The sequence below is a fragment of the Enterovibrio gelatinilyticus genome (assembly GCF_028683095.1).
GTDB classification, from domain to species: Bacteria; Pseudomonadota; Gammaproteobacteria; order Enterobacterales; family Vibrionaceae; genus Enterovibrio; species Enterovibrio gelatinilyticus.
On the sequence record NZ_JAJUBC010000009.1, the window covers coordinates 163,549 to 185,308 of the forward strand.

A 21,760-nucleotide genomic window follows, 5' to 3' on the forward strand; every position below is an offset into this window, starting at 1 on the left:
AAAGAAATTAATACGGGAAGGCAGGAAAATAGAATGAAGACGAAACTTCAAAAAACGGCATTCAACCTTGTGGCAATAAGCCTGTGCTTATACTCAGCATCATCTTATAGTTGTCCGAGCGTAAACTATTTGGGGGCCGTATGTTTTACTGCAGCAAACTTCTGCCCAGAGAAGTATGATGATGCAAACGGGGCACTTTTGTCCATTGCAGATAACAACGCCCTTTTCGCACTAATAGGCACACAATACGGTGGGAATGGTCGTACTACCTTTAAGCTACCCGACTTAAGAGGGCGAGTCGCCGTTGGCGAGGGATTAGGCCCAGGGCTCAGCGTAAATAGGCAACGTGGACAATATTTTGGTAACGAGAGAATTCAACTTTCTTCGCAACAGATACCACCTCATCAACATTCCATTAGCGGCACTTACAACATCTCATCCCGTACAGAAAGAATACTTCTATCTGAAAAAATAACTGACGTTTCCTCACCCAACGGAAACGTTTATCCGGCATTTCCTAACCCACCTATCGGCATTTATACAGCAGACGCCTCACAAGCAATTGTGGGAAATCTAAACGTAGATATTCGAAAAGGTAATGGGATAGCCAAGGTTGAAACTAAACTCGACAATAGCCGCTCTTCACTTGATTTAAAACAGCCCTTTGAAGTGATTCGAGCATGCATTGCGGTGAAGGGACTTTACCCAGCTCGCCAGTAAATAGTTTTGACTTATATATTACTCACTTTTTAACATAGAAATATATGGATTTAGAATGAAAAATATTTCGACTTCTTTTTTAAAGCTAATAATGGCTTCCACTGCCCTTTTTGCAACCACATCTAGCTTCGCATGTTCGCCTGATCCATTTATTGGTGCAGTATGCTTTACAGCAAATAGTTATTGTCCGAAACCCGACTATGTGGAAGCCAAAGGGCAAGAGATGGAAATTAGTTCTCATCCAGCGCTGTATTCGCTCATTGGAACACTATACGGGGGAGATGGTGTGAATACGTTTCTATTACCCGATTTAAGGGGAAGAACGCCAGTAAATGTGGGGACATCTCCGGGGAATACACCTAGAACATGGGGTGAAAAATTTGGCAACGAGACGACTGCAATCCATACAGCACAACTTCCTACTCATGCTCATTCAGTCGATGAGCAAGCTACACGTATCGAATTTACCGGTTCGGGGCAGATTGCGGTTAGTAACGGAAAAAGCTCAACGAGCGGTGCCAATTTTACTGCCTCCGGCCCGAAAATTTTTACTAGCAATGAACCTGATGGAAAACGCTATGTTGAAGTCAGCGTCCCTTCCGCCAGTGGGAATTTTAGCGGGCATACAGATGATGCAGTTCAGGGTGTGGGGCAGCCTTTTAACGTGAGTCAACCATCGTTAGTGTTAAAAGCGTGTATTGCTGTTAATGAAAAAGGGACATACCCATCAAGAAATTGATTTTTATAGCTTAAAAAGGCCGCTGATTTTCATCAGCGGCCTTTTTTATTCAGAAATATGTATAATGATTACTCAGCAAAATCAGCAGCTTGAGAAGCAATAACAAATTCTTCATTGGTTGGCACAACGATCGCCACTGCGTCCATCATTTCTGATTTAGCGATGATGCCACCGTTACCGAAACGTGCAGTTTCGTTGCCTGCTTCGTCTTCGACAAAGCCCAGCAGTTTCAGATTACTCAGGATCTGACGACGGATAGGCAACGAGTTTTCGCCAATACCACCGGTGAAAATAATCGCATCTAGGCTGTCTAACGGGATCAAGTATGAGCCGATGTATTTGGCAACACGGTAAGTGAACACTTCAAACGCCAGTTTCGCGCCTTCGTGACCATTTTCCATCGCTTCCAAAATGCCGCGTGCATCTGAAGTCAGGCCTGATACACCCAAGAAACCCGATTTCTTGTTCAGTGCTTCAAACACTTGCTCTTGGCTCCAGCCTTTTTTCAGCAGGAACTCAATGATGCCAGGGTCTAGGTCACCACAACGCGTGCCCATCATCAAACCAGAAAGCGGAGTAAAGCCCATTGAGGTATCAACAGACTGACCGTTGCGTACAGCACACACTGAAGCACCATTGCCCAAGTGAACAGAAATGAAGTTTGCTTCATCAATGTTCTTGTCCAATTGCTTCGCAGCTTCACGGCTAACGAAGAAGTGACTTGTGCCGTGGAAGCCGTAGCGGCGAATACCGTATTCTTTGTAAAGCTCGTTAGAGATTGCGCCGGTGAAGGCTTTCTCAGGCATGGTTTGGTGGAATGCAGTATCAAACACCGCCACTTGTGGCAGGCTTGGGAATGCTTTCATTGCGGCACGAATGCCCATGACGTTCGCAGGGTTGTGCAGCGGAGCTAGGTCGCTCAGTGCATCAATCTCTGCCACAACGCTTTCATCAAGCAGGGTTGCAGTAGCAAATTTCTCGCCACCGTGCACAACACGGTGACCAATAGCAACCAGTCGACTACCCACATCCATGCTTTCGACCAATTCAACGATGAGACCCACCGCTTTTTCGTGGTGGCTACCACCTTGCTCAAGCATAACTTCTTGCTTGTCTTGTCCTTCGCGCTTCCAGCTAATACGCGCATCGTCAAGGCCGAAGCACTCACCAAGGCCAGATAACATCGCCTCGCCGGTTTGTGCATCCATCAATGCGAATTTAAGAGAGGAACTGCCTGCGTTCAGGACGAGTACTAGTGAATTGCTCATGAAAAATCTCGTTGGCAAATGGGTGATACGGAACATTCAGAATCCCCATTATTCAATTATTTTTGAGCTACTCAACTTTTATTTGAACGATTAATTGTTTTTTAGCCTTTTACTGTCTCAGATCAACAATGAGTGCATTTCTCGTAAAAAAACACCGCATTAATAAAGACAGATGAACAAAAAACGCCCACTCGGGACGCCTTTTAAAAGCAGTGTTCTCGCGGTTTATCGCAGAAGAAACCGTCACGCCATGGTAAGAAGTGATTTACCCAGTAACCACTCAAATTCTTTTTCGAATTCTTCACCATATCGATTGCAGCAAACATCATGCAGCTTCTGACTCGCGTGACTTGTGAACTCGACGGCATTCTCTGACGAAACAGTGTGCAGGAAAAAGAGACGAAGTACCGCGGTAAAACGATTATCCGAACGAAGTGCTGTCAACCAGCTTTCGATAAAAGTTCTTTTGTCACCCTCAAGATCGAGTCGATCGATCAATATTCCAAGCAGCCTATCATCGAGCCGAGTGATGAAATCGGTCTTTTTGGGAAAATGATGGCTGATCCCTGTGCGTGATATGCCCGTCTGCTGGCTAAGCGTCGTGTATGACATCTTGTCATACCCCAACGTGACCAGTTGATCGACTACAGCATCTAGTATCAAGCGAATGGTGATTTCCGTGTCTTCTTTGCTTCTCTTTGGCATCGTTATATCCCTGTTTCATGGCTTCTGTAACTCATAAGAAACCAAGACATTGCGACGATTGCCGCGAGCGCTTTTAATATTGATGTCGCTTTACTGTATGTCTTGATTCTGCATCACACAAAAGAGTTACCGACCACCAACCCTTAAGCTAACGATCTTAAAGATAGTACATGTGTCTATTTTTTGAGTGAAAGTAAGCCAAAATTCCGAGAAGCGTGAAATGGGTTAGATTTGTCGAAATACCAATCACTCGATCCTGTAACGTACTGAAAGCAAAATGCTATTGTTACACTTAAAAATAGCATTCAAAGCATTGAGCGTTACCTACATCAAAATTTGAACAAGCGTTTGAATGAATCACTTGACGTTGGCGCAACAAAATCCTTAATTTAACACTTCGATAACATAGAATTATAACTATCACTCTATTCCCTACAGCTATACGGGGTCCTTTATGGCTCAATTAAAACCTTACCAACAAGCACTGCGCTGGGCTGAAGAACGCCCTAATGAGATTTTTCTCCGCCAGATCATTAATCGCCAGTTCACGGACTTCACGTATTCTGATGTCGTCGACCAAGCCTTAAGAATGGTGTCGGCGTTAAGGGGAATGGGATTGGAGCCTGGTGACAAAGTCGGGCTTATCTCTAAGAACTGTGCTGAATGGTTTATCACTGATCTTGCACTAATGCTTGGAAGCTATGTCAGCGTTCCTATTTTTCCTACCGCAGGCAGCGACACCATTGGACATTGTATTGACCACTCAGAAGCCAAATTGTTATTTGTGGGCAAGCTGGATGACACTAAGGCGTTAAAAGAGACGCTAGAAACCCGCAGTAAGCTACCGACCATAGCGCTTCCCTATCCAACGATTCATTGCGGTTATGACTGGGGGGATTTGATTGCGCAACATAGCCGTGCTGAAGTAAACCCTGACCACAAAGATGATGACCTGATGTCGATTGTTTACACATCAGGAACATCAGGCTTACCGAAAGGCGCCATGCTCACCCACGGCGCATTTGCTTGGTCATCTCAGCAACTGATCAATCACATTGGCATGAAGGACGGAGAGCGACTCTTTTCCTACTTGCCTCTCGCTCACATCACTGAGCGCGTATACATTCTCGGTACTGCTTTGCTCTCAGGTATTTGCACCGCCTTCCCTGAGTCTTTAGACACGTTTATTGATGACGTGAAAATGCATCGCCCGACTATGTTTATCTCGGTGCCTCGATTGTGGACACTCTTCCAGCAACGCATTCAACAAAAACTTCCACCAGCCAAGCTGAATCTGTTGCTTAAAATCCCCGTCGTATCAGGGCTCATCAAGAAGAAGATCGCACAGAATTTGGGCTTAGACCAAGCCCGCGTATTAGGTTGTGGTTCGGCCCCCGTTTCTGCAGCGCTACTAGATTGGTATGAAAAGCTTGGTCTGCACATTACCGAGGCTTGGGGCATGACAGAAGCCTTTGCCTATACCACGCTAAATTACCCGTTCAGAGCAGACAAAATCGGCACGGTGGGTAATGCAGGCCCTGGCATTGAACTGCGCATTGCAGCAGATGGTGAAATCTTGGCAAAAAGTCAGGGGCTTTTTGCTGGGTATTATAAAAACCCAGAAGCGACCGCCGAAACGATTATCGACGGTTGGCTTCACACAGGCGACATCGGCGATATTGATCAGGATGGCTACCTAACCATCCAAGGGCGCAAGAATGATACATTCAAAACAGCCAAAGGTAAGTTTGTTAGCCCTGTTCCGATTGAAAAGCGTTTATTTGAGCTAAGTAACGTAGAAATGATGTGTTTGGTGGGATCAGGTATGCCAGGCCCAATTCTGCTTGCACTTCCGCATCAGTTTCCGAACTTTGATCGTGAACGCTATGAACGCCGAGTGACGCATGTGATTGAGACGATCAACAAAGAATTGGAATCACACGCGAAAATCAAAGGTGTATTGATGATTAAGGAAGCGTGGAGCATTGAAAACGGCTTACTAACACCTACGCTGAAAATTCGTCGCCACTTACTTGAGAAGCAATATCACGATATTGGTGCCAGTTGGCCCTCGGATAAATTGGTGCAATGGGAAGACTAACAACTCACCATTGTTAAACATCAATAAGTTGAACGGGCCAGTCGGCCCGTTTTTTATTTTTCGAGGCAAACATTCGTCTGATTTTTACTTTCTCTTTCTGCTGAAAAAACCCTACAAAATGAACTGTCATGTGTAGTAATATTACGTAAAACCTATCAGGTGATGACGATACTCATCCCTAACATCGAGAGAGTGATCAATGAGCCAGGAAGAAATTCAAGTATGTGATGCTTGCGGTGTAACCGCTGAAATGGGTTACGTGATCAGCGAAGGTGACGACGTTGCTGAAGTCGAAATCTTTGCAACAAATAAAGCTGCTGCCCTTGCTGAATTTGGTGCATACCTTGCACTAGCAAAAGAAGTCAATGACGCAGTGATTCACGATCTCGATGAAGAGGCGGAGTTTTCGCACAACCCATTGAATGTCAGACTTAAGTTTGAATGTAGTGCTGAGAAACTTATCTTCGAACTGCGTAGTCGTTCTCTGACAAAATAGGCAATATTGGCGTGTAGTCGACACGTCAGATAGCCAGTGAAACAAACATAAGAAAGGCCGCAAATGTCACCATTTGCGGCCTTTTATTTCATCTAGCTGAACACATTGTCTTTTAAAACAACGTAGGTGTATCTTCCTCTTCATCGACACCTAAAGTTGCCAATACAGTCTCAAGCTTTTTCGCAGCAACCTCATATTCAAACTTACGAATAGCATCTTCAACAGACTCAAGATCGACATTCATACTCTTCGAGCTTTCTTTGATCCCTGAAATAAAATCAACGGCTTGCGTGTCAAAATTGTTTAGTAGGATTTTCAGTTGCTCCAGTTCGATGCGAAACTCTCTCGGCGTATAACCAGCAAAAGTTGCTTGTTCTTCTACCTTGTTCTCTTTCTCAACGGGTATGTAAGTTTTAATTTCTTTCAGGCACATTTCTATTTTGTCTAAGAGCACCGGATCCATTTTAAGATCAGAGCCCGACTGATCTTCCAATGTACCAGCAATCACCGCTAATCCCTTCGCGGAAACGTTAGCTGCCGCGCCCTTTAATGAATGCGCAAACATTTCAACGTCTTCTCGATTTCCATCACTCAACGCTTGTCGAATTTTGTCTATCACCGCCAGCTTAGTTTCGGTAAACGCACCAATCACCTTCCAATATGCCTTGGCGTTGCCACCGATACGTTGTATGCCTTCATTTGCATCCAACACTAATGGATCGATATCACCCAATTCTGTATTGATTTCAACCGTTTCAGGTTTAGGCGCATTCATCACAACTGACGTTTTGACTGTTTCTTTTGATGCAGATGTCCAACGACGGATAGTAGATATCAACTCATCAACATCGATTGGCTTAGAAACATGGTCATTCATACCCGCTTCTTTACATTGCTTAACGTCTCGCTCCATTGCATTGGCTGTCATTGCTACGATGGGCATATCAGAAAGAGAATCTATCTCTCGGATTTTCTTAGTCGCTGTCACACCATCCATCACTGGCATTTGCATGTCCATGAGCACAATATCAAACCGTTGCTCTTGCACCATATCGAGCGCAATCTGGCCATTGTCAGCAACTTCAATGGATGGGTTAAATTGTTCTAGTATCCCTTTGGCGACTTCTTGGTTAATCATGTTGTCTTCCACCAGCAAGATATTCAAGCCTGTGAAATCAATATCTTCAGAGATTTCGTCATGAGCATCTCGGCTGCTGAGAAGTTTCAGCTCCTCTTGCCCAAACGCTTCCATTAGTGCATCGAATAACGAAGATGGGTTAATCGGTTTCACCAAGGAGGCATCAAATATGTTTTGGATATCATCCCCAATCAACCCAGCATCCTCGCCATAAGCGCTGGCTAAAATCACCTTCGGCGTTTTCTTAACGTCTAACGCTTGGATCTGTAATGTCGCTTCGTCGCCGTTAATGCCTGGCATCTTCCAGTCCATCACCACCACGTCAAAACCATCATTACTTTCATCGGCGGATTGCACTTCAAATACCGCTTCTTCACCATTTGACACCGCAGCGACACGCAAATCCAAATTATCTAGTAGCGCATACATGATGTCTCGAGAAGCTTGGTTGTCATCCACTACCAGCACGCGCTTGTCATTAAGAACCGTGGTTCTCGCGACTTGCTCTTTGATACTGGCTTCACTGCGACCACAGCGAATAGTGAATGAGAATGTTGAACCATGGCCTGGTTCACTTTCGACCCATATACGTCCACCCATCAATTCGACAAAGCTCTTAGAGATGGTTAAACCCAATCCCGTACCACCATATTTGCGGGTGATAGAACCATCAGCCTGAGAAAACGATTGGAACAGACGGCTCAACTGCTCTTCAGACATACCAATGCCTGAGTCTTGAATATCGAACTGAACTTCAACAAGCTCATCACATTCGGAGATTTTTTTCGCCCGTATGATAATTTCGCCGCTATCAGTAAACTTAACGGAGTTACCCGTCAAATTAATGATAATTTGACCCAAGCGCAGTGGGTCACCCACCAAATCATCGGGCAAATCGGGATCAATATCGAATATCAATTCCAAATCTTTTTCTTTCGCTTTTACCGAAATAATATTGCTGATGTTGTCCAGAACTTCACTGAAACGGAAGCCAATGTGTTCGACGGAAAGTTTCCCAGCTTCAATTTTCGAAAAGTCCAAAATGTCATTGATGATGCCTAATAGAGACTTACCCGCTTTCTCTATATTGCCAACATAGTTACGCTGCTTATCATTCAAATCTGTTAATAACGCAAGATGTGACATCCCTAATATGGCATTCATTGGCGTACGGATTTCATGGCTCATGTTGGCAAGAAACTCGCCTTTGGCTTTACTGGCTTCGTTGGCCTGATCTTTCGCGGAGATCAGATCCGACTCCAAGCGTTTTTGCGTTGTCACATCAACAAACAGCCCGACAATACCTAAAGGCTCACCATCACTGCCAAAGTATGTGGCTTCGTATACCGTCAATATGCGTATATCACCGCTGGGATTGGGCAATTCGATGTCATAAACACTCGACCCTGGATTCTCTAGCAATGCACTTTCTTTTTCGCGGAACATGCTCGCTACATCACTAGGGAACAGTTCACTCGGCGCTTTATCCACCACATCGACATAAAACAATCCGAGAAAGTCAGTGAACGCATCGTTCACGCCAATGTAGATGCCATCGGTATTCCTAAAATAGGTAGGGTTAGGAATCGCATTAATAATTTGTTGGTTGAGCTTGAGCTGTTCAGATACCCGCTTCTCGGCTTCTAACTGAAGTTCGGAGTTAATCGTAAGCTGTATACCTACCGCCAAGTCTTCCTGCGCTTCCAGCAACCAATCAATTTCCTGATCGGTGAACGAACGGGTTGAGCCTAATTCAAGCACACCGACCATATCGTTGTTAACCACAAGTGGCATGAAGTACATCTCTTCCAAGCGCAACTCACCTGCTGGCAACATCAATGAGAACTTGTCTTTCTCATTACGAATGCGTAGAAATTCTTTCGTTAACATAATGGTGCGATGGAAAGACACTGACTCCACGTCCATCTCTTTAGTGGTTTCGTCGGTCCCCACGCCACCCACTAAGTGAAGCTTTTCGTTTCGTTGAACATAAATAGCCACGTACGGCAATTCAAGGCGTTGCGAGTAAAAGTTTGCGACTTGTAAACCCAGATCTTTGGTATCTGAGCAGCCACGGATGAGATCAGAAAACGCTTTAATCTGGCGACTAAATTCAAAACGTTGTGCGATTTCGCCCAACACCTCATTCTGTGCTGCTGCAAGATCTTTCAGCTCACCTTGGCTTTCTACATCGAGTTTGAATTCAAACTGCTTGTCACGCACTTTGCTTACAATCACACGACGAATGTTGTCTAGCGGTTTAAGGAAGCGATACCACAACAATACGGTAGAAAGGCCAACGGTCAGTATCAACAAGAAGGACATGGAGGCCGCCACGCCGTCCATATTGCTGCGTTGCTGAATGAGATTGTCCAACTTGTCGCGTGTCGTTCTGTTAATGATGTCGTAGAAAGCGCCAATCGGCCCCATGACTTTATTTTTTTCATGGATATATTCAGGGCCAAACAGCATTTCTTGAGCCTGTTTACGATCAGGAATAACACGCTCAAAACCTCGTGCAGTTCGCTTTTTGCCTTGAACAATGTCCATTGCCACTTGTTCAATCGCGATGAGTTCTTGTGATCGCGAAAGCGCTTGAGTCAAAAATGACATATGCGCTTCGCTAATACCTGACTCACGCAAACGGCTCAACAAAGAAGGATAGTCGGGGCGAATTGGGACAGCTGGCGCTTGTACTTCGTAGTTTGGGTCTGACAGTTGTGCCCAATAGTCGAAATTATAACTTTCTGGAAGCGGCAAGTAGCCTTCTCGAACCGCGTTGACATTTTCAAACAGATATCGCCAGCGCACATTTGACGTCACCGAATAGTTACGTGCAAATTGCGTGAGTAAATCTGAACTGTTCTTGAGTTCGGTGGCAAGTTTGAATTGTTGGTGTCGTTGTTCGTAAAGCAAATTTATTTCTTTGGACAATACCTCCGAACGGAGATTTGCGAAAATTATAAGCACACCAAGAAGGAGAATAAATCCCATCAATGCAAAGAATATGTGGCGAATCGATCTCATTTTGTCTCCAAGATTCTCGAATTGGTGACACTACCTCAAGTAAGCGTAGACCCCGACTCGCTGTTGATAAAGTGAGAAAAAGCAAAAGCCTGATTGCACTTAGAGATGGATCACGTCATAAATGAACATCGCATTCATGATTTATTGATGCAAAAGACACAGGGAGTGTATCTATTGGCACCGATTTACAAAGGGACATTAGCCATGATGGTCGGCGTCAGCATATTAAGTGTTGATAGCCTACTCATTCGGTTGATTGAATCATCCGGTTGGACATTGTTGTTCTGGCGAGGAATTATCTCAGCCTTGGTGGTGTTGGTCTTTACAATGGCAACCAAACCCAAGCAGACGATGAATGCTCTGCGTAAACCATCTAAAAACTTGCTGATTGGTTCCGTTGCGTTCTCTCTGTCAACGGTATGCTTTGTTCTGTCAATCGAGCACACCCAAGTTGCCAGCACGCTCATTATTATCAACGTTAGCCCGCTAATATGCGCCGCGCTTGCGTTTTTTTTCCTAAAAGAAACCATCGAATTACGTACATTGATTGCCATTTTGGCGGCAACACTGGGTATCGTGTTTGTTTTCTACGGTAAAGCCTTACCCAATGCTTCTTTCGGCAATATGTTGGCGTTAGTCACGGCTTTGATGCTGGCTATCTATTTTGTGGTGTTGCGAGAAAGCAAAAGCGCTAATGCTCCCCTATTTCTCGTTTTTGGCGGACTTTGTACCGCTGTCATTGCGATACTTGCAGGGGCAGAACCTTTTTCTCTGACGTCACAGGAATGGGTTTACGTCATCATCCTATGCGCTGTTGTCGTTCCGTCGGCCTTTATTCTGATATCCATCGGCCCCAAATTTCTTCCCGCAGCTCATGCCAATTTGTTCATGTTATTAGAGGCTATTCTAGGGCCCCTATTTGTATGGATGGTGCTAGGGGAAGTGCCCAGTGACAACGTATTAATTGGCGGTAGCATTGTTATGCTGACGTTGGTGCTGTTTACACTGTCATCGGCTAAGAGTCGACATTCGCTCAATAAAAAACCCAGCGAATGATCGGCTGGGTTTTGGGGTTATCTTTTGCAGTTTACCAAGAAGCCATTGGTCTCAGGCTATAGTCTCAGGCTCTGCCAAGCTTCACACATGGTTCTGAACGTCTCAGCGTTTCCTTCAGGGCGATCAGGGTGCCACTTCAAAGCCATTTTTCGCCACTGACGACGGATCTCTGAATTGGTTGCACTGTCTGACAGCCCCAATGCTTTGAGTGCATTCCGCCGTTCAACCGTCGTTTCGCTGCAATGGCCAACATGTTGCTGGTAGCGTTTCCAGAAAGACTTCAGAAGTTCACGGACATCTTCTGTTTGTGCGTCATAGTTTTTCCAATCCATGTAGTATTCACGCAGAGGATCATCACGATTCACCTCATGCTGAACAAATCCCGCTCCGGCTCCTCGCCACATCAAACGAATATCCATGGATTCGACCTGTAGCCATTGATTGGGCAACAGAGACTCCTGCAATTGGTAAAGCGCGTTCATGATAAGGAAATTGCGCTTGAACAGGTCCAGCTGGGGGTCATCATCCAAATGGTCCATGATGGTATTCTTCTGAAGTTCAGCCATCAGGTAGTGAACTTTCCAGCTCTCATTAGAACTTTCGAGCACACTGAGTATTGGCCAGATCAGAGGGTTATCAATATCATCCCGTTGTTCTGCAAGCATACTGCTATATCTCCTATCGACATCATGTCGTACATATAAGACATTAATCCAAATTTCTGTGAATCGCTCGCAAAATTCCATTGTTCTGCAATGCGTCACATCTCAATGTCATCCTTTGCTTTTCATTTCGCTAATGACAAATAACTCAATATTCTTTGCATAGGAAATGCCAGTTTTGACTCGCGGTGTAAAAAAAATCTGACAGAAAACGAATGGACGATTTGCAGTGGGTTGAGAACTAAGCAAAAAGGCCAGAGCATTCGCTCTGGCCTTTCGTTATTTATTTCTTTATTGCGCAACTCAACAGCATGCTTTCAACAAGCGTTAACCCTTGGTGGCAAGAACTGGCGACAAAACGTTGACGCTACTTTGCCACCTCAAAGCGCGTTGTGCGAATTACGCGGTGGTTTACGCTAACCGCAATCTAACCGCGATAGTAGCGCTGTGGTACAAATGGCATCTTTTCAATTACCATTGGTAATTTCTTACCTCGTACTTCCGCATACACTTCTGTGCCCAATACGGCTAACTCGGTCGTCACGTAGCCCATCGCAACAGGCTGACCCTTAGTTGGTCCAAACGTACCACTTGTTACGATACCGATTTCATTATCGTCGGCATCAAACAATTTTGCGCCTTCTCGAACAGGGGCTTTGCTCGTGCCTAGCAAACCAACACGTTTACGCGAAACATCTTTAGTGGCGATTTGATCAAGCACGATATCCGCACCGGGAAATCCACCAGCACGCTCACCGTCAGCACGGCGAGGCTTGCTGATCGCCCAAAGCAGGCTAGCTTCAACAGGCGTTGTAGTCGTGTCAATATCATGACCATATAGACACAGACCACATTCAAGTCGCAATGAATCACGCGCACCAAGACCAATCCATTCAACGTCGTCATGCGCGAGCAGTTGTCGCGCAAACGCATCAGCTTGGTCAGCAGGTACTGAGATCTCATAGCCATCTTCGCCGGTATAACCAGAGCGGCTCACTAAACACTCAACGCCACCAAGATCCATCGCAGCAGCATCCATAAACACCATGTCAGCCACGGCAGGATTAATTGTTGCTAAGATGGCTGCCGCTTTAGGCCCTTGCAATGCCAGTAATGCACGGTCTTCAATCACTTCCAAAGAGACGTCACTTGGCAGGTTGGCACGAAGATGCGCAATGTCTTGGTCCTTGCACGCAGCATTCACGACAACAAACAGATGATCACCAAAGTTAGCCACCATCAAGTCATCCATCAGGCCGCCCTGATCGTTAGTAAACATGGCATAGCGCTGCTTTCCTGATGGTAAATCGATAATATCGACAGGCACCAAAGCCTCTAATGCTTTCGCCGCACTTTCACCGTGTAGGCGAACTTGCCCCATGTGCGATACGTCAAACAAGCCAGCATTTTCGCGACAATGGATGTGCTCTTTGCGCACGCCCAATGCGTATTGAACAGGCATGTTATAGCCAGCAAATGGCACCATTTTCGCACCCATCTCAATGTGCAAATCGTGTAGTGGTGTTTTCAATAGATCCTGAGACATGTTTCACTCCATGATCACGGCTTTAGCCGACGTTGTCACTTCCCGCCACCTCACGTAGCGGAGTTAATATCTTTCGTCTCAATCAGTTAAGACGCGGTCACCCATAAAATCAGGGCATCTTCTTCACTGACCGAGGTAAGCATGTGCCCCATCGCTGCGTCGTAATAAACGCTATCGCCCTCGTTCAGCGCTATCGATTCGTAAAACTCAGAATAGAAAGTAATGCTACCTTCCAGTACTAACAAAAATTCCTCGCCATCATGGCGAATCCACCCGTCATACTCTTCAAAAGAACGTGCACGCACACGAGATTTGAAAGGAAACATTTTCTTATTCGATAACTGCGACGCCAACAATTCATGTTCATAAGTGCCTGTTGGTCGCATCTTGCCTTCGTTGACACGCGTAACGTCTCGACGACCCATAGCTTTGGTCTTCTTCGGTGGAGCAAATAGCTGTGGAATATCAATACTCAATCCAGCAGCAAGCTTTTGCATCGCTTGGAAGGTAGGCGAGATTTGTTCATTTTCAATTTTAGACAAGGTAGATCGCGCTAGGCCGGTAAGCTTGCTCGCCTCTTCTAACGTCAGCCCGCTGCCCGTTCGAATTTCTTTCAAGCGTTCGCCGAGCCTTAACGGTGCTATGTGCGCATCCGCTTGACCATTCGACCTTTCAATGGTTACTGACGGATACACATCCTGTGCATCTGAATCTGTCATTATTCGTCCCTCACCTTGTCTTACTGATTTCTCACGACGCGTTACTCGTGTTTTTGTAGCACGGGCATTCTTACACGAGATCGCGTTTATCCAATAAGGCCAAGTTAACATTTTTAACAAAAAGTTTCCTATAGGAAACTTGTGCATTTACCTTAGCGCTCTCACTCAGGAAGTCCAGTGCGTCATGTCTCGGCAGTCATCACACCCAAATCGTTCACAAAACACGCACCCAACAAGATTAAATCATAAGGCACTGTTTTTAAAGTCAATTAAATATTTCAAAGTAATTGTTAATTGCAATTCTTTCAGCAAAATAGTAAAAAGGCAAACGATTGCGTACGCTGAGTATGGTAGTGACGATGATCGGGCAGTTGAAACACAGAACTGTAGACGAGATCACACCCAGGGTTTCCTATAGGAAATTTTATTTTGCAGACCGCAAATTCGAGATGTATGTTACGCAAATGTTGACGCCAAAATAACGATAACGAACCACTGTTGCTATACCCAAAGTAGTGATGTGTCGAAACACACACCAGCAACACAGTTCGAAGCTAAGGCAACAACACATGACACGGATCAGTCATTACGATGACATCCGCGATGCATAACCTACAAAGCAAGGATACGTGCGATGAGTCACAGCATGTTTGACCTGTTTAAAATTGGCGTTGGCCCTTCAAGCTCCCACACCGTGGGTCCTATGTTGGCAAGCGCTCGATTCGCTTCTGCTTTACGTGATCAAGAACTGCTTCACAACGTAGAAAAGGTACGTGTAGAGCTATATGGTTCACTCGCGCTGACGGGAAAAGGCCACGCAACAGACGTTGCATGTGTCATGGGGTTGATGGGGGAATGGCCAGATACCATTAACTCAGACGACATCCCTACTCTGGCAGCCATGGTCAAAGGCAGCAAAGAGTTGCCGCTAGATGGGCATCGTTTTATTCCGTTCGACTGGGAGGCTGATTTAGTCTTCCATTTCGACAAAGTACTACCTGAACACCCAAATGGCATGACACTGACGGCCTTTGGAAAAAGCGATGAAGCACTGCTCTCTTGCACGTATTTTTCTGTAGGAGGTGGCTTTGTCGTTAAGAAAGGTGAAACAGATGCACTCGCCTCTGATTTCCAACCACCTTTCCCATTTAGCAGCGCCGTTGAACTGCTCGCGCATTGTGAGAGTGAAAAAAAATCGATTGCGCAAATCATGTTTATCAACGAATTGGCGCGAGCCAAGCGTGAAGATAAAAAGGCAACGATAGACACGGTGAACGAACAAGTTGATGCATTGTGGCAAGTCATGTTTGCCTGCATTGAACGAGGCGTTGCCCAAGATGGTGTGTTACCAGGCGGACTAGAGCTAAAACGACGCGCTAAAAAATTGCATGATTGTATTTTGAAGAAAGACACAGACGGCTTACCTGTCGACACCAATGATTGGGTCAACATGTATGCCATGGCAGTAAATGAAGAAAACGCGGCTGGCGGGCGTGTTGTTACCGCCCCCACAAACGGCGCAGCCGGTGTGATTCCCGCGGTATTGGCTTACTACAACAAGTTTGTCTCGCCAAATAATGACGAAGGCATTCGTATATTTTTAGCGACAGCCGCGGCAATTGGCTCACTGTACAAAACCAATGCATCTATTTCTGCGGCTGAAGTAGGCTGCCAAGGTGAGATTGGAGTGGCCTGTTCAATGGCAGCAGCAGGGTTAGCAGCGGCCATGGATGCAACACCCGAACAGATTGAAAACGCCGCTGAAATTGGCATGGAGCACAACCTCGGTCTTACTTGCGACCCCATAAATGGCTTAGTACAAGTGCCATGTATAGAACGAAACACTATGGGCGCAGTAAAAGCGATCAACGCAACAAGGCTAGCGCTCAATGGCGATGGAAGCCACCATGTTTCGCTCGATAGCGTCATTAAAACCATGCACGAGACCGGGTTGGACATGATGAGTAAATACAAAGAAACGTCGCAAGGTGGATTGGCGACAAACGCCATCGCCATCAACGTCGTCGCTTGTTAGTCATATAGCGTATTGACCAACACAACGAATACAGGGGTGTTCAACGGAAACACTTGAACACCCAAATACCTGAACACCTAGGAAGCCCGAATTTCTGTTGCTTCAGCAATAGACAACAATTAACTCGTTTCATACGGAGATGTAAAAATGGATGCAACCCTGAAGTTTTCTAAAAGCCATGAGTGGGTAAAAGATAATGGCGATGGCACTGTGACTGTCGGCATTTCTGAACACGCCCAGCAACTTCTTGGCGATGTCGTTTTTGTTGATCTGCCAGAAGTCGGCAGCGACGTCGAATTAGGCGAAGGCTTTTCTCTTGTAGAATCAGTAAAAGCAGCATCTGACATTTACGGTCCAGTCAACGGCGAAGTCGTTGAAGTGAACGAGAATTTGGATGACAGCCCAGAGTTGATCAACGAAGAACCGTTTGAAGGCGGCTGGATTGCAAAAATTAAGCTAGCCGATGACAGCAACCTTGATCATCTGATGAATGCTGACGCTTACCAAGAAACCATCGAAGACTAATTCAGGAGTAAGGTCATGACAGAATCACGCCTACTCGATCAACTTCAACCTCATGCTGAGTTTGCCACTCGTCATAATGGTCCGCGTGAAGCCGATCAGAAAGAGATGCTAAAAGCGATTAACGCCAACAGCGTCGAGCATTTGATTGAAGAAACCGTGCCTGCCGGCATTCGTTTGCCACAACCACTTCAACTTGATGACGCATTGAGCGAAGTCGCCATGCTGCAAAAGCTCAAAGCTATTGCTAGCAAGAACGTCATCAAGCGCAGCTTTATTGGTCAAGGTTACTACGGAACACATACACCAAACCCGATTTTGCGTAACGTGCTCGAAAACCCAGGTTGGTACACGGCTTATACACCCTACCAGCCTGAAATTTCTCAAGGTCGCCTTGAATCCTTGTTGAACTTCCAACAAATGGTGATGGATTTAACCGGCATGGATCTGGCGAACGCCTCTCTGCTGGATGAAGCAACCGCAGCTGCCGAAGCCATGACCTTGTGTAAGCGCGGCGGGAAAAGCAAAAGTAACGCTTTCTTTGTAGCAGACAATGTTCACCCCCAAACGCTGGATGTGATCAACACCCGTGCCCTATTCATGGGCTTCGATGTGATTGTTGGTCCTGAAGAAACCTTGTCTACCCACGACGTTTTTGGTGCCCTGCTTCAATACCCTGGCACTACGGGACAAGTTCGTGACTTGACCGACTTGATTGCCGCAGCACAAGCCAAGAAAACGCTTGTCGCTGTCGCCACAGATCTTCTCTCATTAACCCTACTAAAAGCACCGGGTGAAATGGGCGCAGACGTTGTCATTGGTTCGGCACAACGATTCGGCGTGCCAATGGGCTTTGGTGGTCCACATGCTGCATTCATGGCAACACGTGACAAACTCAAACGCACCATGCCAGGCCGCGTGATTGGCGTATCGGTTGATACCAAAGGTCACCAAGCACTGCGCATGGCAATGCAAACACGCGAACAACATATTCGCCGTGAAAAAGCCACGTCAAACATCTGTACTGCGCAAGCGTTACTGGCGAACATGGCGGCTTTCTACGCTGTTTACCATGGTCCAGAAGGCTTGAAGAAAATTGCTCGTCGCGTACATCACCTGACCGCGTTGGCAGCTGCCGCGTTTAACCACGCAGGTGTAGCGCTCGCATACCATGATTTCTTCGACACCATCACCTTGAACACAGGCGCAGACACGGATGCCTTGTTCCAAAAAGCGCAAGATGCAGGCTTCAACCTGCGCAAGCTTGATGGTCAACTTGGCCTAAGCCTTGACGAAACTACCACGCTTGAAGAAATCGACGCATTAGTCGCCGCAATGACAGGTGAATCAAACGTCGCGCAATTTGCTTCTTCCGTAGAAGCGGATGAGTTCGCTGCGATTCCTGAATCTTGCCGTCGTACCAGCGATTACCTGACTCACCCAGTGTTTAACACTCACCAAAGTGAAACGCAGTTGATGCGCTATATGAAGAAGCTTGAAAACAAAGACTTCTCATTGACGCACGGCATGATCCCACTTGGTAGCTGCACCATGAAGCTAAACGCTGCTGCAGAGATGATCCCGGTAACGTGGCCTGAGTTTGGTGCGCTGCACCCGTTCGTGCCTGCTGACCAAGCACTGGGTTACGGTGAACTCGCTGATTCTTTCAACAAAATGCTGTGTGAAATCACTGGCTATGACGCTATGTCGCTTCAGCCAAACTCTGGCGCACAGGGCGAATACGCAGGCTTGATTGCCATTCAGCGTTATCACGAGAGCCGAGGCGATGCACAGCGTAACGTGTGTCTGATCCCAAGCTCTGCGCATGGTACTAACCCAGCGTCAGCTGCCATGGTTTCCATGAAAGTGGTTGTTGTAGGTTGTGATGACAATGGCAATATCGATGTGAACGATCTGAAAGCGAAGATCGAAAAACACCGTAACGAGTTGTCATGCATCATGATTACTTACCCTTCAACACACGGCGTGTATGAAGAGGCGGTTCAAGAAGTATGTGAATTAGTACATGAAGCTGGTGGTCAGGTTTATCTAGACGGTGCAAACATGAATGCACAGGTCGGCTTAACGACACCAGGCTTCATCGGCTCAGATGTTTCTCACCTGAACCTTCACAAGACTTTCTGTATCCCGCACGGTGGTGGCGGCCCTGGTATGGGTCCAATCGGTGTGAAATCACATCTTGCACCTTTCTTGCCAGGTCACGTTGAAGACGGCTCAAACTATGCGGTATCTGCTGCACAACTAGGTAGCGCGTCAATCTTGCCAATCTCTTGGGCATACATTGCCATGATGGGCGAAGAAGGTCTGACGGAAGCGACCAAGATTGCCATCCTAAGCGCAAACTACGTGATGGAGCGTCTACGCCCATACTACCCAGTACTGTACATTGGTACACATGGTCGTGTTGCGCACGAGTGCATCATCGATATTCGTCCGCTTAAAGATGCGTCTGGCATTTCAGAAGAAGACATCGCGAAGCGCCTCATGGACTTTGGTTTCCACGCGCCAACCATGTCGTTCCCTGTTGCAGGCACGCTGATGATTGAGCCAACGGAAAGTGAAGACAAAGCAGAGCTTGATCGTTTCTGTGATGCGATGATCGCCATTCGTGAAGAAATCGCCAAAGTGCAAGACGGTGAATGGCCTTTGGAAAACAACCCATTGGTTAATGCCCCTCACACTCAAGCAGATCTCATGGCGAACGAATGGGAACGTCCATACAGTCGCGAGCTGGCTTGCTTCCCAAGCGAACAAGCAAAAGCAGCCAAATACTGGCCAACAGTTAACCGTGTCGATAACGTCTACGGTGACCGTAACCTGATTTGTTCATGCCCAAGCATTGAAAGCTATATGGAAGAGTGATCAACTGATCGCATCCAATCAAGTTAAAACCTGACTTGAATAAGAAAAGGCGAACCGCTCGGTTCGCCTTTTTGTTTTCTTTGATTGTGCTTTGCGACAGAAAACTGTATTCAACTGACAGAGTGGTAACTATCCCTTTAAGATAGCTTCCAGTATGCCTCTCTCAGTGTGTTCTTTTGACTGTGAATTGAAGTGACATTAGGCTACGTCATGACCCACAGCAGCGGCCCAAATTTGGTACCACTGCTCTTTTGATAGAGTTAAATGAATTGAATCTACCAATGGCGAAATATTTTCAATCTTGCTAGAACCTGTAATGATTCTTGGCTGACATGGCATTTTAAATACCCACGCGTACACAACTTGTGAAATTGAGACTGCGCCAATTTCCTCTGCAATTTCATTCAACACTTTTGTTAGTCTAGATGTAACAGGATGACTCTCATCAAAGAGCTTCCCTCCCCCCAAACAAGACCAAATCATCGGGCTTACTTGATTTTTGTAACACTGATCAAACAAGCCATTATCAAGTGCTTCCGTATTAAATGGCGAAAACTCAATTTGGTTGGTGCATAGCTTGACGTCCAAGGCGCTTTGCAACAAATTGAACTGCGTTACATTAAAATTTGAAACACCAAAGTCCCTAACTTTTCCGCTTCTCTTCAATTCATTAAACGCTTCATTGACTTCCTGAACATTCATCAAGTAGTCAGGACGATGTAAAAGCAACGTATCAACATAGTCAGTCTTTAAATCTTTTAGCGAGTTATCAACCGATTTAATGATAGTTAATTTGTCAGAATCATAATGGCTAGTATTTTTTGCATCTAAAGAGCCTGGGCCGACACCACGAATTCCGCATTTCGTGATTATTTTGGCCTGCTCTCTAAGGGATGCAGAGTGCGCCATAGCCTCGCCAAAAGCGGCTTCGCTACGATAAACATAGGCATGATCAAATGTAGTTATCCCACACTCAATAAGCTGATTTATAAAATAATTCAATTCTTTAGAAGACTTACCCCAAAGAGAGGTTCGCCAGAATCCAGCAATCAGCCGATCATTGATGTTTACATTCATTGTACTTTTCCCACATTTGAAATTTTGGATTCATTCATCTTGGATTAATCATTTGAAAAATAATTAACTCGGCTATCCTTTAGGGCGTTCAATGCCAATGTGACGTGCTTTAACACTCCATCAACCATACGATGAAGTATAAATAAAATGTAGAAGCATTTAAATGGAATACTCAGAAAAACGGGGGGCAAATCGTAACAACCTACCATCAGGCATGCGTACCACTGACAATGGTGTCATTAAATTTTTTCAGTGTCCATGACAAGGTAATAGTGACGAGGAATTAGTATAATTAACACGAAGCATAGACGAACAATGAAATACAGAAATATTATGTAAACTATGAGTAATTAGTAGCCTCAGGGTCACAGCCTAAAACCAGTGATGAATGCTTGGTCTTGTTACTAAATACTTATTTTATTTTCATTCATTTCAACTATAAATAACAAAAATTCCCACACCCGTGATCAGTATCTATGCCACCCACTATTATCACTTCAGTTAACACCGTGTTGATCAATCACTTATTTGTGGATTTGAAAAAGCAGAATCTATCCTTGTTTCAATGTGCAAAAACGGCATGGATTTCAGCTATCTCTTCATTGCTGAGGTATTGAAGGTTTTCATTTAAAGACTGTAATCGTAGTGCCGCCGTTTCCTCCAATTCTTCAACATTGTGCATCGCATTTTGAAGGTCTTCACCCATCACAACTAAACCTACATTCGTTGTCAACACAGCATGATGTTGTCTGGCTTTTTCCGCCAACAAATAGAATTCACTGCTCGCGTCATTATGATCAGCAACAGAGATACAAGGCAAAATTGACGTACGCATTGAAACAAACGGCGCAAACGCGGGCAAGACGTTTTCCGGATTCAGGTTTTCATTATCCGCTAGCCTAGAAATGTGCTTAGAACGCATAGAAACAATCGCGCGATATTGAGGATTGATGCGATAAATAGAAAGATGACTCTCAACATCCCACTGCGGTTTATCACCGGACAATAACTGACCTTCAAGAGACATTAATGATAGACGTTGGGGTTGACGTTTTTCATGGCTACT

16 protein-coding genes are annotated in these 21,760 nt (G+C 45.6%); 8 read left to right on the forward strand and 8 right to left on the reverse strand.

Annotated features, from left to right (window positions below; genetic code table 11):
• The first annotated feature begins 33 nt into the window (after positions 1–33).
• Positions 34–720, forward strand: a complete 687-nt coding sequence (locus LRP50_RS09950; RefSeq protein WP_274164308.1) for a phage tail protein — start codon at positions 34–36, stop codon at positions 718–720.
• Between the two features lie 55 nt (positions 721–775).
• The gene (locus tag LRP50_RS09955) at positions 776–1,459 is read left to right on the forward strand and encodes a phage tail protein (RefSeq protein WP_274164309.1); all 684 of its coding nucleotides are present in this window, start codon (positions 776–778) and stop codon (positions 1,457–1,459) included.
• Positions 1,460–1,527: 68 nt separating this feature from the next.
• Here LRP50_RS09955 and LRP50_RS09960 read toward each other — a convergent pair whose 3' ends face one another.
• Positions 1,528–2,727: an acetate/propionate family kinase gene (locus tag LRP50_RS09960; protein WP_274164310.1), complete on the reverse strand. Its 1,200-nt coding sequence runs from the start codon at positions 2,725–2,727 to the stop codon at positions 1,528–1,530.
• A gap of 243 nt (positions 2,728–2,970) precedes the next feature.
• Positions 2,971–3,432, reverse strand: a complete 462-nt coding sequence (locus LRP50_RS09965; protein ID WP_274164311.1) for a TetR/AcrR family transcriptional regulator — start codon at positions 3,430–3,432, stop codon at positions 2,971–2,973.
• A gap of 454 nt (positions 3,433–3,886) precedes the next feature.
• Between LRP50_RS09965 and LRP50_RS09970 the strand changes: the two genes are divergently transcribed.
• Together LRP50_RS09970 and LRP50_RS09975 are read left to right on the forward strand one after the other, a co-directional pair.
• The gene (locus LRP50_RS09970) at positions 3,887–5,533 is read left to right on the forward strand and encodes an AMP-binding protein (RefSeq protein WP_274164312.1); all 1,647 of its coding nucleotides are present in this window, start codon (positions 3,887–3,889) and stop codon (positions 5,531–5,533) included.
• 199 nt (positions 5,534–5,732) lie between these two features.
• Positions 5,733–6,029: a DUF406 family protein gene (locus tag LRP50_RS09975; RefSeq protein ID WP_274164313.1), complete on the forward strand. Its 297-nt coding sequence runs from the start codon at positions 5,733–5,735 to the stop codon at positions 6,027–6,029.
• 112 nt (positions 6,030–6,141) lie between these two features.
• Here LRP50_RS09975 and LRP50_RS09980 read toward each other — a convergent pair whose 3' ends face one another.
• Positions 6,142–10,194, reverse strand: coding sequence for a hybrid sensor histidine kinase/response regulator (locus tag LRP50_RS09980; RefSeq protein WP_337992910.1), 4,053 nt, complete (start codon positions 10,192–10,194; stop codon positions 6,142–6,144).
• A gap of 147 nt (positions 10,195–10,341) precedes the next feature.
• Here LRP50_RS09980 and LRP50_RS09985 point away from each other — a divergent pair, with 147 nt between their 5' ends.
• Complete coding sequence (locus LRP50_RS09985; protein WP_274164315.1) at positions 10,342–11,250, forward strand: DMT family transporter; 909 nt, start codon at positions 10,342–10,344, stop codon at positions 11,248–11,250.
• Positions 11,251–11,306: 56 nt separating this feature from the next.
• Here LRP50_RS09985 and LRP50_RS09990 read toward each other — a convergent pair whose 3' ends face one another.
• The 3 genes from LRP50_RS09990 to LRP50_RS10000 all read right to left on the reverse strand — a co-directional run bounded on the left by LRP50_RS09990 (position 11,307) and on the right by LRP50_RS10000 (position 14,177).
• Positions 11,307–11,915 (reverse strand): DNA-J related domain-containing protein, encoded by a 609-nt coding sequence (locus LRP50_RS09990; protein WP_274164316.1) that lies wholly within the window; start codon positions 11,913–11,915, stop codon positions 11,307–11,309.
• Between the two features lie 424 nt (positions 11,916–12,339).
• Positions 12,340–13,458 carry a glycine cleavage system aminomethyltransferase GcvT gene (gene gcvT, locus LRP50_RS09995; protein ID WP_274164317.1) on the reverse strand — a complete coding sequence of 373 codons (1,119 nt, stop codon included), beginning with the start codon at positions 13,456–13,458 and terminating at the stop codon, positions 12,340–12,342.
• Positions 13,459–13,544: 86 nt separating this feature from the next.
• The gene (locus LRP50_RS10000; RefSeq protein ID WP_274164318.1) at positions 13,545–14,177 is read right to left on the reverse strand and encodes a helix-turn-helix domain-containing protein; all 633 of its coding nucleotides are present in this window, start codon (positions 14,175–14,177) and stop codon (positions 13,545–13,547) included.
• Between the two features lie 634 nt (positions 14,178–14,811).
• Here LRP50_RS10000 and LRP50_RS10005 point away from each other — a divergent pair.
• The 3 genes from LRP50_RS10005 to gcvP all read left to right on the forward strand — a co-directional run bounded on the left by LRP50_RS10005 (position 14,812) and on the right by gcvP (position 19,617).
• On the forward strand, positions 14,812–16,212 hold the full coding sequence (locus LRP50_RS10005) for an L-serine ammonia-lyase (RefSeq protein WP_274164319.1): 1,401 nt from the start codon (positions 14,812–14,814) through the stop codon (positions 16,210–16,212).
• Between the two features lie 147 nt (positions 16,213–16,359).
• The gene (gene gcvH, locus LRP50_RS10010; RefSeq protein WP_274164320.1) at positions 16,360–16,737 is read left to right on the forward strand and encodes a glycine cleavage system protein GcvH; all 378 of its coding nucleotides are present in this window, start codon (positions 16,360–16,362) and stop codon (positions 16,735–16,737) included.
• A 15-nt stretch (positions 16,738–16,752) separates the two neighbouring features.
• Positions 16,753–19,617, forward strand: a complete 2,865-nt coding sequence (gene gcvP, locus LRP50_RS10015; protein ID WP_274164321.1) for an aminomethyl-transferring glycine dehydrogenase — start codon at positions 16,753–16,755, stop codon at positions 19,615–19,617.
• A gap of 198 nt (positions 19,618–19,815) precedes the next feature.
• Here the strand turns inward: gcvP and LRP50_RS10020 are convergent, their stop codons facing one another.
• Together LRP50_RS10020 and LRP50_RS10025 are read right to left on the reverse strand one after the other, a co-directional pair.
• Entirely contained in the window at positions 19,816–20,694 is an 879-nt protein-coding gene (locus LRP50_RS10020; protein ID WP_274164322.1) for an aldo/keto reductase, read from the reverse strand.
• A gap of 562 nt (positions 20,695–21,256) precedes the next feature.
• The coding region (locus LRP50_RS10025) for a class II aldolase/adducin family protein (protein ID WP_274164323.1) at positions 21,257–21,760 on the reverse strand (504 nt) is incomplete at its 5' end.

What these genes read in the sequence shown, in the direction of transcription:
- LRP50_RS09955 (WP_274164309.1), top strand. Translation starts at nt 776, where the DNA reads ATGAAAAATATTTCGACTTCTTTTTTAAAGCTAATAATGGCTTCCACT.
- gcvP (WP_274164321.1), top strand. Translation starts at nt 16,753, where the DNA reads ATGACAGAATCACGCCTACTCGATCAACTTCAACCTCATGCTGAGTTT.
- gcvT (WP_274164317.1), bottom strand. Translation starts at nt 13,458, where the DNA reads ATGTCTCAGGATCTATTGAAAACACCACTACACGATTTGCACATTGAG.
- LRP50_RS10000 (WP_274164318.1), bottom strand. Translation starts at nt 14,177, where the DNA reads ATGACAGATTCAGATGCACAGGATGTGTATCCGTCAGTAACCATTGAA.
- LRP50_RS09960 (WP_274164310.1), bottom strand. Translation starts at nt 2,727, where the DNA reads ATGAGCAATTCACTAGTACTCGTCCTGAACGCAGGCAGTTCCTCTCTT.
- LRP50_RS09965 (WP_274164311.1), bottom strand. Translation starts at nt 3,432, where the DNA reads ATGCCAAAGAGAAGCAAAGAAGACACGGAAATCACCATTCGCTTGATA.
- LRP50_RS09980 (WP_337992910.1), bottom strand. Translation starts at nt 10,194, where the DNA reads ATGAGATCGATTCGCCACATATTCTTTGCATTGATGGGATTTATTCTC.
- LRP50_RS09970 (WP_274164312.1), top strand. Translation starts at nt 3,887, where the DNA reads ATGGCTCAATTAAAACCTTACCAACAAGCACTGCGCTGGGCTGAAGAA.
- LRP50_RS09950 (WP_274164308.1), top strand. Translation starts at nt 34, where the DNA reads ATGAAGACGAAACTTCAAAAAACGGCATTCAACCTTGTGGCAATAAGC.
- LRP50_RS09990 (WP_274164316.1), bottom strand. Translation starts at nt 11,915, where the DNA reads ATGCTTGCAGAACAACGGGATGATATTGATAACCCTCTGATCTGGCCA.
- gcvH (WP_274164320.1), top strand. Translation starts at nt 16,360, where the DNA reads ATGGATGCAACCCTGAAGTTTTCTAAAAGCCATGAGTGGGTAAAAGAT.
- LRP50_RS09975 (WP_274164313.1), top strand. Translation starts at nt 5,733, where the DNA reads ATGAGCCAGGAAGAAATTCAAGTATGTGATGCTTGCGGTGTAACCGCT.
- LRP50_RS10020 (WP_274164322.1), bottom strand. Translation starts at nt 20,694, where the DNA reads ATGAATGTAAACATCAATGATCGGCTGATTGCTGGATTCTGGCGAACC.
- LRP50_RS10005 (WP_274164319.1), top strand. Translation starts at nt 14,812, where the DNA reads ATGAGTCACAGCATGTTTGACCTGTTTAAAATTGGCGTTGGCCCTTCA.
- LRP50_RS09985 (WP_274164315.1), top strand. Translation starts at nt 10,342, where the DNA reads ATGCAAAAGACACAGGGAGTGTATCTATTGGCACCGATTTACAAAGGG.